The organism is Bacillus cereus group sp. BfR-BA-01382, assembly GCF_022663475.1.
GTDB classification, from domain to species: Bacteria; Bacillota; Bacilli; order Bacillales; family Bacillaceae_G; genus Bacillus_A; species Bacillus_A thuringiensis_S.
Map to the genome: position 1 here is coordinate 18,816 of NZ_JAKUFQ010000033.1, position 12,323 is coordinate 31,138.

Here is a 12,323-nt window from a genome sequence, read left to right on the forward strand (position 1 = left end):
ATTTTATATAAATTTAATAATTAGTTATTAGCAAATATATTATCAAGCAATTCCGACCTTAATTTATTCTTATACCCCTCTGCTACATCAAAATATCTATCATACCTGTTTATTTTATACGCATAAATTAAATTCGAACGATTATCAGTACCTATAATATAGATTTTTACACCTCTAATTGCTAAAATATCCCCTAAATTTTCAACATTATCATTTGTTGAAGTAATTGCAACTTTTTCATTAGGAAAATATATTCTCGGCTCAGCATTCTTACCATCAATTCTTGGACGAATCTCAACGTCGACTAACTTAGAAACAATTTTCAACCCTTCTTCATTAATCTCCAGTGTAAATTTTGGGTCTAACTTCTTTAATAAGTAAATTAGTGGAGTAATTATAGAGTCAGATTCACTATGATAATTCTTTAAACATTCAATCAAGGTATATTGAACCCCTTTTGTCTCAATTATTTGGTAAAGTTCCTCTTGAACATTTTCAGCAATAATAAATTTCTCTATTGCTATAAAATTCTTTTCGATAGCCTCCCTAATCAAAGACTTATATTCATCCTTATAAACCGCTCCTCTACTATCGTTATAAAGAACCTTATAATTAAAATCTTCACCTACTGCAGCCTGCTTAAGAAACAATTCTTCAATGTCCAACTTACTCAGCCCCTTTTATATAACTCTAATCATTTTACATTTCCAAAATTTATCATCATCCTTATTATAGCAATTTTTCATAGATTTATTGATTAATTCTTTGATATTAATTTGAAACTTAAATGTACTAATAATTCTCTAAGAGAATTACACTTTCAAAGTTTCTTTTATATAGAAAAAAGACACCCTTCGTGACTGCTAGGTGTCTAAAAAACATTTTATACTTTATATATGTCACCATTAATCAACAGCAGTAATTTTAGATCTTCTCTTTATAATAATATCAGCGAAGTAGTACATTATTGCTTATAAAAATCCTTCCGCGACACATATAAGAAAGACTTTAATTATAGCTACATTGATACTAAAAAAAGAAAACATCTTATCACATAGCCATCTTTTGGTGAATTTCAGACCTTTTTATGTATAGGTTTATAAATGTAAGATATTTTTCAGGTACTTCTACATAAATGAGTGCGTTGAAGACGAAAAGTTGGTATGTGGGAATATTTGAATTTGATAAAGTCAGAGGTTTTCCTCTTTGACCTTTGGTAACATGTATGTTACCATCAAAAAGAATTACTATAAAAATTCCATACAGAGGAGACTGAGAATATGGGGAAAAAACGTATTACTCAGTATCCGAATCTCGTTTTTGCAGAAGCGGTATTAGCAATGATCAATGCTCCAAGTGAGGAGGTAAAAGTGAAGGTAAGAGAATCATTATTTTTGTTAAATGCTAATGGAACAAATAATGATCATTTGCAGGGGCGAATTGAAATGACACATAGAGATAAAATTTGGGAAATGAAATTTAAAGATAAATCCAAAACAGAGTGGCGGATTTTGTTTAAAAAGATTTCTCATAAAACTAATCCGCCGCAATATGCGCTGTTACATATGTTTAGAAAAACAACCAAACCTATTACAAAACGAGATTTAGATACTGCAGAACGTGTTGCTAAAAGAGAAGGATTTTAATCCTTCTCTGGCAGTGACACCCTAAAAAACTCTCGTATGGATTAGAATATAATTGCTTGATAAAGGAAGTTACAGAAATGGAGTGGAGCTGAATCGGATGTATTGGAAAGAATGAAAGAAATTTAATTAAAGGAGTGGATTAAAATATATGAAAGAGGATAGCAAAGAGTATGATATCTCCGAATTCATGGATGTTCCTAAAGAGTATTATTCAATATCAGAGCCTAAGCTTGAAATAACAGAAGTAATAAAAGAAGCTTTAAAAGAAAAAAACTTATCAATTAGAAACTTAGGTAAAAATATAGGGTTGAAACACCCTCAAATTATAAGAGTTACGAGTGCTAATAATTACAATATAGATACTTTGCTTAAAATATTAGATGGATTAGATTTAAAAATAGAGATTAAACCTAAATAAAGAGAGAATAGACTAAAAAGCATACCTGATTTAAGGTAATATACAAATGATTTTTTCGGGAAGATATTAAAAGAAAATATTTGATAGGTTTTTGATATAGAAAATAAACATTATGAAACGTTATAGACACAGTTAATATATTTTAATTAATGTTTTTAGCTAAAATTATTAATAAGAAAAGGAGGTGATATTTTCCCATCACCTCCTTTTTATTTTGAAAAATAATATCTGGTTAATCTATTTTCAAAGTAATGTAAATCCAGCTTAGACAATCCTATTTTATCTCAAATCCATAGTAGCTATCTGGCTCAACAATGAATCTATAGAATTGTCTTTGAATTCAAATTAAACTTTATTAAGTGCTATATAACGATGTGAAAAACGTCAATTTTAAAATAGCATATGAAAGCATATACTTTAAGTCGTAATTAACTATGACTATTAATCAATATTTAATTTCTAAATAACATATAGGAGTAACAAAGTACATACTGAAAGTAAAATCGTATTTTTTATTACCATCAACTATAATAATTTTGAATTTCCATTCTTTGCAGGTTGTTTCTCTTACCATCGCTAATGAAAATGCTCTCGAAATGTACGTAGAAAAAAATGTTTCTGAATCAGAAATCTAAATATAGAGAAATCCTTCTATTGAATCTGGAGCCATAAAAATTGTACAGAACGGTTATGCAAAATAAAGAATTACAATGCTTTATTTTAACTTCACGTCTAAATACCTATAAATATACATTCTATGATGTTTTTTCAAATTATTAATTATCATTAATAATTTGTTTATGATTTCCTGTTAAATATATTTAATCTGACATGTGATATTTTAGATAATAAAAAAGCACTCTAATAGAGTGCTTTTTTATTGTTCTTGATTTTCTTCTGGCTTCGTAGGACCAAAATAAAAATAACCCTCCATTTTCTCGAAATACACTCTCTCAATTCTATTTATCCGCTTCGTACATTTATTCTTTACAAAAAAAAGTATAGTGAACTAATTCACTATACTCCTTTCTTCATTTATTAAAATAAACTCAACTGCACAATACTATCCATCTTCTCTTCTTCTTCGTTAATCTCTAAAATCCTTTGACCCATTTGCTTCACCAAATCAACCACTAAAGCATTTCCCATACAAAAGTATCTGTTTCTTTGTGGCATTCCTGTATTCGTCCAGTCCATCGGGAAGCCATTTAACAATTCACATTCAACTGGTGTTAAATATCTTAGTCTTTTTGTATAAGGATCTTCGATTACATGTGAACTCCTATTACATGTTCCTTCACTTGTTAACATTGTACGTCCAGGCTTATTTAAATCATCCGGGAAAGCCATTCCTCCCTCAGAATAGAAATATTTATGCCCCGTCGCCTTTGATACTCTTTCTTCTTTTTTAGGTCCTTTAAGGTACTTAAGTTCCTCAAATTCCGTTCTTCCCTTTTTGTTAACCTTATCCATTTTCAAATAATATGATTCATCTGCAGGACCAAATTTATCATATACTTTTTGAACAACTTCACCTAAAGTCTCTGGACTTTCAGTTACTGGAACTAATTCTTCCGTATATACTTGTCCATCCATCATTACGCCAGAATTATAGTATTCAGCTTTAAATGTATCAGAAACCTCAATAATATCGACCGGCAACTCAAATTGCCCTCTTTTTTTGTTTTCCTCAGGCGCTTCATGCACTTTAAAAATCGGAGCGAAGAATCCATTTTCACACAATATCTCTAAAGGCTTCATTTTACTTTGAACAGATGTGAAATGAGATTCTTTTAAATACGCAAAAATAAATACTCTTCGTCTTCTTTGAGAATTTCCATAATCAGCAGCGTTAATGACTCTCCATTCCACTACATAACCTGCATCTCTAAAGCTAGCCAGCATAATAGAAAAATCACGACCTCTTTGTTTTGCAGGTGACTTCAATAATCTATCTACATTCTCTAACAAAACAAATCTTGGCTTTCGAGAATTAACTATATTCATTATCTCCCAAAAAAGAACACCTTTTTTCCCTTGTATTCCTTTTTCATTCGATAAAGTACGTGCTACAGAATAGTCCTGGCAAGGGAATCCTCCTACTAATAAATCATGCTCAGGTATTTCCGGCCAAGCTTCCGCTATATCTCTATTTACATGTATTCCTTTATTTTCAAAGCGAGTTGCATAACAATTAAATGCATGTTGTGCTTTAGTTGAGGGCTCCCACTGGTTTCCCCAAAGAACTTCAAAGTTTTCGTTTGCTTCTAGTCCTAATCTAAAACCTCCTACTCCCGCGAAAAGTTCTACTACTTTCACCATAAATACACGAACATCCTTTCGGTATTTTATTTATCTATGCTTCATTATAATAAAAAGTGAGGAAAAGATCAACTATAACATTTCAAGAACCGTACTTTTTTGTATTTCCTTGTTTGGCTTGTACCAATTAAGAAAATTGTTCGCACTTTATCAATATTATAAAGGACATAACTCATATTGAATAAATTCAATATAACTGTTATCTAATAATATAAACTGTCTTTTCCCTCTTATAAATTTTACTTATATAAATTTGAAACAGCTTTTTATTATAGCATAACTTTAATATGTATTGTTTAAAATCATACACCGCAGCACTGGATACAGAAAGGAGATTATTATGGACTACACTACAATAGAAGAACTAATGAAAAAAGCACATGAAGCTGAAGGAAAAACATTTGGTGAAATCGACACAACTGACCGACTCGCAAATGCAAAATCAAAAGGTGGGCTAGGGCAAGTAATCGAGGAAAGCTTCTTTGGATATGAAGTAAATTCAAACGCAGAAGCTGACTTTAAACACCTTGGTATTGAACTCAAAGTAACTGCATTTAAACAAAATAAAAACGGTTCATTATCAGCCAAAGAACGGCTAGTCTTAAATATTATCAACTACATGGAAGAAGTTCATACACATTTTGAGACATCAAGCTTTTGGAAAAAAAACGAAAAGCTACTACTAATGTTCTATGAATGGGTACCTGGCGTAGACCGTAAAGATTTTCATATTACAAAAAGCCTTCTGTTCACCTATCCTGAAGCTGATTTAGAAATAATTAAACAAGACTGGGAAACCATCGTAAATAAAATTCGTGCCGGCAAAGCACATGAATTATCTGAAGGTGATACAAACTATTTAGGAGCTTGTACAAAAGGTTCCAATAAAAATTCACTTCGCTCACAACCGCATTCTGAAATTCCAGCAATGCAAAGAGCTTTTTCGTTAAAGCCTTCTTATATGACAGCACTAGTTCGCAGGTATCACCTAAACGAAGAACTAGTAAGTTTTACAACAACAAATGAACTAAAAGGAAAATCTTTAGAAGAAATCCTTTATTCAAAATTTGAAAATTACATAGGCTTAACTGATCAAGAAATCGCTCAAGAATTATCTATCGAGTACAAACCTACAACCAAGAACTTTGTTCCATTACTAGTAAGCTCTTTACTTGGTATTAAAGGAACTCGACTCGATAAAATTGAAGAATTTGCAAAAGCCAATATAGAGTTCAAAACAATTCGTTTAGAACCAAACGGAAAGCCAGAACAAAGCATGTCATTTGAAACGATTGATTTTCATCAATGGACAAACGAATCATGGGAAGAAAGCGAAATTCGAGAACGCTTCTATCAAACCAAATTTTTATTCGTAATTTTTGAATTTAACCAAACAAAAAAAGAAAACCCAAACCGTAAACTCTACTTTAAAGGCATTAAGCTTTGGAACATGCCTGTCCCTACAATAGAAAAAGAAATACGTGAACTATGGGAAGAAGTTAATAAAGTTATAAATGAAGGTATTCAAATTGAATATAAAAAACGTGGTGATAAAGTCGTCGAAACAAATAACCTACCAAAAATAAACTTCAACGGTGTCGCGCATATTAGACCAAAAGCCCGCAACGGTGCCGATAAAGTAACTTTACCTGATGGCCAGCAAATTACAAAGCAGTGTTATTGGTTAAATAATTCATACATAGCTAATATTATTACTGATAAAAAATCATAAAGATTTAATTTATAAAGAAATTACCATTCATGATAAAAAGCAGATATCAATTTTATCCCTAAAGATATCTGCTTTTATCAATTTGTTACGATTTTACAAATAGTATCTCTAATGACCGATTATCTAGTTATTCCAACATTAATTGAAGTTGAAATCCCTAATAATATAATTAATAATTGATGAATATTTAAAAAACAATCCCAATAAAAATAAGTACTTTCCCTAACCTTTTATACTTTTAAATCATTTATGTATCCTTTCACTATCTCACAATGCTGAGGATATGTATCTTTTAGTGCTCCTTTCAAAACTTTTAAATCTTCTGTAATATCTTTTACATTCCAGGCTGTAGAGCCATCATCAAAAAGTCCAATAACTAGTGTTGGAACAGTAACAGATAGTTTTGCAGCTGGTATTTCCCTTATTGTTTTTTCATAATTTGAAACACCACTATCAATTCTCTTACAAAGTTCATAAGAAGGAACAATTAAAATACATATATCTGTTAAATCATAAGAAAAGCTGAGTTGAAACTTGAAGTAGTTACGATAACTGGAAGCAACGTTACCAAACTCAACTTCAATTTGAAGTTTAAGAATAACTTCTCCTGTATCAGGATCAATATAGTATTTTCGAAAATCAGAGCGTAATGCATCATCAGATGTATTCGGTGTAGCTCGAGGCTCTTTTTCCCAGCCAAGCTCTTCGAATCTCAAAAGAAAATAAGTATTCATTATCTGCTGTATAACTTCCAGCTGTGACTGACTGCCCGATTTCCCCTTGTATATTGGAACAGGGCAATCACGACAAACCATTATCAATTCGTTATATGCAGCTTCAAAACGGGGATGTTGCAAAATCTCTTCTGCATACCTATAAGAATATGTTTCTACTTTCATTTTTCTATCTCCCTAAATATCTTAGTTACAATACTTCTCTAGCATTTAATTAATTTGCTACTCCCAAAGTATACCTTAAAATTCAGCATTATTAACATTGAATATACTAATTTTTACAAACAAACCAATAGAAGGGTGTTAATTACTAAATCTAACCATCCCCCCATACCACCCACTACTCTCCTCCAAAAACCCCCTACTCTCCCCACTATCCTTATAATAAGAATTCCAACCCCGCTCCCTCAAAATCCCCTTCCAACTATCACTCTCCACCATCCGTTTAATCACACCATCCCAATAAGCAACCTCTTCCTCTGTCATATCTTTCGGACCCATAATACCTTTCCAGTGCTGGAAGATAACGTTGATTCCTTGTTCTTTCCATGTTGGGATTTCTGGTAGTCGGTCTAGCCGTTTTGGTGCGGATACGGCTAGTATTTTTATTTTGCCGGATTTGTATTGTTTTTCGGCTTCGGATAGGGTCATGGTTGCGGCGCTGATTTGTTTGTTCGTTAGGGCATTTATGATTTTTTCTTTGTTTTCGTAGACGAAGAATTGTAGTTCGGCAGGGTTTATGCCGAACGCTTTGCTTACTTGTACGAAGGATAGGTGATCGTCGTTCCCTAGGCCGGGGGCAACGCCGATTTTGAAGTTTTTCTTATCTTGTTTTAGTTGTTCCATGAGTTGTTTTGCGTTTTCTATGTTTGATTCTTTTGAGACGACAACGACTTCCCAGTCCGATGCGAGTGTTGCGAGCGGTGTGAAGTCTTTATATGTTAGTTTACTGTGGCCTAGTAGGTTGTTCGTTATGAGTAAGCTTGAGTTGATCGCGAGTACGTGACCGCCTTTTTGTTTCGTATATTTCCATCCGACATCACCGCTGCCACCAACTTTGTTTGTGACAGTGATTGGTTTTGTGAAGATTTTTTCTTCCGTCAGTGTTTTTTGCATCGCTCGTGCTGTTAAGTCCCATCCTGCTCCTTGAACGTTCGGCGCAACGATTTCTACTTTGTCGATGTTTACTTTATTTGTTTCGGATTTCTCCGAGGAACAACCAGCTATTACTCCTGTCATGATCCATATACATAGTAATAATCGTTTTTTCATAGTCCTCGTCCTATGCGATATTTTCGTTCTGGTCGTCCGATAATGCCGTATGTGTACTCTACTGTGCATTCGTTTGTCGCTACTAAGTATTCTAAATATCTTCTTGCGGTTGTTCTGGATGCACCCATTTGTTCTCCCATTTCTTCTATTGTAATTCCCTCTTCGAACCCTTTTATAATGCCTTTCACTTTTTGCAGTGTTAACGGATCCACACCTGTCGGTAAGTTTTTTATGTCTTGTATTTGCGAAGTGCCGAAAAAGTTATCGATGAGTGCTTGATTTACTTCATTGTTACTATGTAATAATTGCTTCTTTCTTTTATAGTCTTCAATTGTGCGAACAAATTTTTCTAACGTGACCGGTTTTATAAGGTAGTTACTTACGCCGTTTCGAATTGCTTTTTCTAGCATATGGTTTTCATTTGCCGCTGTAACCATAATGACGTCAACGTTTGGAAAGTCAGCATGAATTTTCGGTAATAAGTCTGTGCCGATTCCGTCTGGTAAATAATTATCTAATAGAAGCAAATCGATTTCTTCCTTTTGTAATAGTTCCATCGTTTCTTTCGCGTTCAATGCTTTTCCAATCACTTTTACGTCCTTTATTTTTAATAAAAACTCTTCCTGAATTTGCGCGACGCGAAAATCATCTTCTGCAATTGCAACCTTCAACATATGCCCATCCCCCTGTTTGTCATGTACTTTCTCTCAATGTTTTCGGAAGGTAAATTGTAAAAATAGCTCCCCCATTTTTCTCGTTTTGAATTTCAATTGTTCCCCCTAGTAGATCTACCTTTTCTTTCACGTTTGCTAGTCCGTAACCACGATCATTTCCTTTCGTTGAAAAACCTTTTTGAAAAATGGTCGTTATTTTTTCTTCTGGTATCCCTATCCCGCTATCTATCACTTCAAACACAATGTCATGCCCAATATCCGTAACAAAGAAAGAAACATTCTTCTCCTCTCGTTCACTCACCGCATCAAATGCATTGTCGATTATGTTTCCAAGGATTGTAATAAGGTGCGAAACTTTTATATGGTCTGGTAACGGATGAAGCGCACTATCTCCTTCAATATGAAAATCAATTTTCTTCTCAGACGCTGTTCCGATTTTTCCTAATAAAATAGCTTGTACTTTCGCATCGTGAATTTGATGGAATAAAATGTGGTTTTGGCTTTGATGAATGTTAGATTCTTGCTGGATAAATTCAATCGCTTCTTTGTAATGTCCTAGCTGAAGTAATCCTGATAAAACGAACAGCTTATTTGTGAATTCATGTGTTTGAGCGCGTAAGTCCTCCGAATACTTTCTTACCTCAGATATTGTATTCACTAAGTTTTGCAGTTCTGTTTTATCTCTAAAACTACATACAACTCCTACCGTACTGTTATTTTCAAGTATCGGTGTCATGTTTAAAATAAACACTTTATCTTGAAACGCGATTTCTTGATCGTTTTCTAGCACTCTTTCCATATTAAATTCTGGTAAAACTTTTGAAATGTGTTGCTGCATATAATCATCATGTACATGCAGCATTCCTTCTGCCGAGGTGTTCATCATCGTGATAAGGCCATTTTGATCAATGGCGATAATTCCTTCTTTTATAGATAGTAGTATTGCACTTCGTTCCCGGTATAGCGCTGCGATTTCATTCGGCTCTAAACCGAGTGTATCTTTACGAATACTACGTGCTAAAAGAATGCCACCAATGATTCCAGCTAGTAATACACCTAAGGAAAAGAGGATAATTTCTTTCGTTCTGCTTAATATGTTATATTCGATACCTTTTATTGAAAACTCTACTGTTACAACGCCTACTACTTGATCGTAGTCTTCGTTATGAACAATAATAGGTGCCTTTGCCATTAAGGCTAGACCACTTTCACCATTTCCTTCAAGCGTATAGTACCCTCCAAAAGTGAGTGCCTCATAGTTATACGGGTTGTTACTCTTTGTTCCAATCAACTCAGAATTAGAATGGGAATACATAACCCCATAGCGATCTTCCACAATTACATAATCCGCACCAGCTTGCTCACGAACTTGTTCCGCAATGGATTGAATGCTACTTTTATGTTCGTTATATTGAAAAGCATCTTTTATAGCTGGCATAAAAGAAAGAGATTTAGCCGTTTGCAGTGCTAGCTGTTCCACTTGACGTTTCGTATCAACGGACTGAATGTAAACAAATATTCCTGCTAATAGGAGAACGACAAATAAAATTAACGTAATAATTAAGCTTACTATTTTCGTTTGCAATGATACTTTGCGTGATTTCTTCATATTTCATATCCTTTGATAAAATATTCAAAACTATCAATCTCCTTTTTCTATTATTATGACAAAACTGAAAATGAAGCAACTATTAAAAATATCCATGTACATAAAGTACAAAAAGAATAAAATTGTCATAATATTGAGATTTAAAATAAAGAACAGTACAATTCAAATACAATGAACACGCTTTCATATATACCTTTTATTACTAAGCAAGAGGAGGAATTAGTATGGCTCAAGCAAAATCTAACCGAGTCGCCGGCAATATCTTTAAAGGTTCTGTCGGCAATTTAATTGAATGGTACGACTGGTACGTTTACTCTGCTTTTGCTGTTTATTTTTCAGCAGAGTTCTTTCCTAAAGGTGATCCAACGAGTCAATTACTGAACACAGCAGCTATTTTCGCAGTTGGATTTTTAATGCGCCCTATCGGCAGTTTGCTAATGGGACGATATGCAGATCGGCACGGACGCCGGGCAGCATTAACTCTTTCCATTACGGTTATGGCCGGTGGTTCTTTAATTATCGCCTGTACACCTAGTTACGAAAGCATTGGGATTATGGCGCCGATCATCTTAGTTCTTGCCCGTTTATTACAAGGATTATCACTTGGCGGAGAGTATGGGACTTCCGCAACATATTTATCTGAAATGGCTAGTAGTGGCCGCCGTGGTTTTTATTCAAGTTTTCAATATGTAACGCTCGTTGCTGGACAAATGGTTGCGTTAGGCGTTCAAATTGTTCTTCAACAATTACTAAGCGAACCAGATATGAAAGCTTGGGGATGGCGTATTCCGTTCATTATTGGAGCAATGGGCGCAGTAGCTGTATTATGGCTTCGCCGCACGATGGATGAGTCGGAGCAATTCTCAAACATAAAATCACAAAAACGCGAAAGCGCAGGAACCATTAGCGCTCTTATGAAACATCCGAAAGCTGTATTAACAGTAGTCGGCCTAACATTAGGCGGCACTGTCGCATTTTATACGTACACAACATATTTACAAAAGTTCATGGTAAACACAGTCGGCCTTCCGAAAGAAGTTGTAAGCTGGATTAACTTTGTCGCACTACTTATATTCGTCGTACTTCAACCGATTGCAGGACTACTATCCGATAAAATCGGACGCCGTCCACTATTAATGGCTTTCGGTATTCTCGGAACGTTACTAACAGCACCGATCTTCTTCTTCATGGAAAAAACGACAGAACCAATCGTAGCATTTTTACTCATGATGGTCGGCCTCATTATCGTTACTGGTTACACATCAATTAACGCAATTGTAAAAGCCGAACTCTTCCCAACTGAAATTCGCGCACTTGGCGTAGGTTTACCATATGCACTAACAGTTGCGATATTCGGTGGAACAGCTGAGTTCATCGCATTATGGCTAAAGAGTATCGGAATGGAATCACTATTCTACTTCTACGTAGCTGGATGTATTGCAATCAGCTTTATTACGTATTGGCGTATGGATGAGTCATCGAAGACTTCGCAGATTGAGGCGGAGCTTGGTGGTGGGGATAGTTTAGTTAATAATAAATCTAGTTAAAATTATGTATTCTATGTTCTTCGTTTACCTGAACTCGATTTGCTTTATCTAAAAAAGCATAATTCATTAAGATATAATTTAAAAACCTCTACTTATATGTAGGGGTTTTTGTATGACGAAAAAACACGTATTATCGATAATTGCAAAAAGCCGGAGATTTTGCCAATGTAGAATCCATTGGTACTCACACCATGCGAAAAACCTTCGGCTATTGGTTCTATAAACAAACAAAAGATGTTGCTATGTTACAAGAAATTCTTAACCATAGCACACCACACATCCCCCTGAAATATATTGGAATTAATAAAGAAGAAAAAGATAATATTCTTGATACATTTCAAATTTAATTCACTTAAAATTACTATTTCA

10 protein-coding genes and 1 pseudogene are annotated in these 12,323 nt (G+C 34.1%); 5 read left to right on the forward strand and 6 right to left on the reverse strand.

Annotation, left to right across the window (positions count from 1 at the left end):
• Nucleotides 1-20: 20 nt before the first annotated feature.
• Nucleotides 21-665: a hypothetical protein gene (locus MR160_RS15350; protein ID WP_061660156.1), complete on the reverse strand. Its 645-nt coding sequence runs from the start codon at nt 663-665 to the stop codon at nt 21-23.
• Nucleotides 666-1,280: 615 nt separating this feature from the next.
• Between MR160_RS15350 and MR160_RS15355 the strand changes: the two genes are divergently transcribed.
• Both MR160_RS15355 and MR160_RS15360 read left to right on the forward strand, forming a co-directional pair.
• Complete coding sequence (locus MR160_RS15355; protein ID WP_061660155.1) at nt 1,281-1,646, forward strand: type II toxin-antitoxin system RelE/ParE family toxin; 366 nt, start codon at nt 1,281-1,283, stop codon at nt 1,644-1,646.
• A 148-nt stretch (nt 1,647-1,794) separates the two neighbouring features.
• Nucleotides 1,795-2,064, forward strand: coding sequence for a helix-turn-helix domain-containing protein (locus MR160_RS15360; protein ID WP_098899998.1), 270 nt, complete (start codon nt 1,795-1,797; stop codon nt 2,062-2,064).
• Between the two features lie 1,038 nt (nt 2,065-3,102).
• Here the strand turns inward: MR160_RS15360 and dcm are convergent.
• Nucleotides 3,103-4,386, reverse strand: a complete 1,284-nt coding sequence (dcm, locus tag MR160_RS15365; protein WP_000241631.1) for a DNA (cytosine-5-)-methyltransferase — start codon at nt 4,384-4,386, stop codon at nt 3,103-3,105.
• A gap of 340 nt (nt 4,387-4,726) precedes the next feature.
• Here dcm and MR160_RS15370 point away from each other — a divergent pair, with 340 nt between their 5' ends.
• A complete protein-coding gene (locus MR160_RS15370) occupies nt 4,727-6,118 on the forward strand; it encodes a Sau3AI family type II restriction endonuclease (protein ID WP_061661000.1) in 1,392 nt (463 codons plus the stop codon).
• 230 nt (nt 6,119-6,348) lie between these two features.
• Here the strand turns inward: MR160_RS15370 and MR160_RS15375 are convergent, their stop codons facing one another.
• The 4 genes from MR160_RS15375 to MR160_RS15390 form a co-directional block, all read right to left on the reverse strand.
• Nucleotides 6,349-7,017 carry a BglII/BstYI family type II restriction endonuclease gene (locus MR160_RS15375; RefSeq protein ID WP_061660999.1) on the reverse strand — a complete coding sequence of 223 codons (669 nt, stop codon included), beginning with the start codon at nt 7,015-7,017 and terminating at the stop codon, nt 6,349-6,351.
• 138 nt (nt 7,018-7,155) lie between these two features.
• Nucleotides 7,156-8,124 carry a tripartite tricarboxylate transporter substrate binding protein gene (locus MR160_RS15380; RefSeq protein ID WP_242297673.1) on the reverse strand — a complete coding sequence of 323 codons (969 nt, stop codon included), beginning with the start codon at nt 8,122-8,124 and terminating at the stop codon, nt 7,156-7,158.
• On the reverse strand, nt 8,121-8,798 hold the full coding sequence (locus MR160_RS15385; protein WP_000921512.1) for a response regulator: 678 nt from the start codon (nt 8,796-8,798) through the stop codon (nt 8,121-8,123). Before MR160_RS15385 ends, MR160_RS15380 begins: the two co-directional genes overlap by 4 nt.
• Nucleotides 8,799-8,817: 19 nt before the next feature.
• Nucleotides 8,818-10,407, reverse strand: coding sequence for an ATP-binding protein (locus MR160_RS15390; RefSeq protein ID WP_242297675.1), 1,590 nt, complete (start codon nt 10,405-10,407; stop codon nt 8,818-8,820).
• 224 nt (nt 10,408-10,631) lie between these two features.
• Between MR160_RS15390 and MR160_RS15395 the strand changes: the two genes are divergently transcribed.
• Both MR160_RS15395 and MR160_RS15400 read left to right on the forward strand, forming a co-directional pair.
• A complete protein-coding gene (locus MR160_RS15395) occupies nt 10,632-11,954 on the forward strand; it encodes an MFS transporter (RefSeq protein WP_000035834.1) in 1,323 nt (440 codons plus the stop codon).
• 140 nt (nt 11,955-12,094) lie between these two features.
• A pseudogene (locus tag MR160_RS15400) lies at nt 12,095-12,301 on the forward strand (tyrosine-type recombinase/integrase); the annotation flags it as partial.
• Between the last annotated feature and the right edge of the window lie 22 nt (nt 12,302-12,323).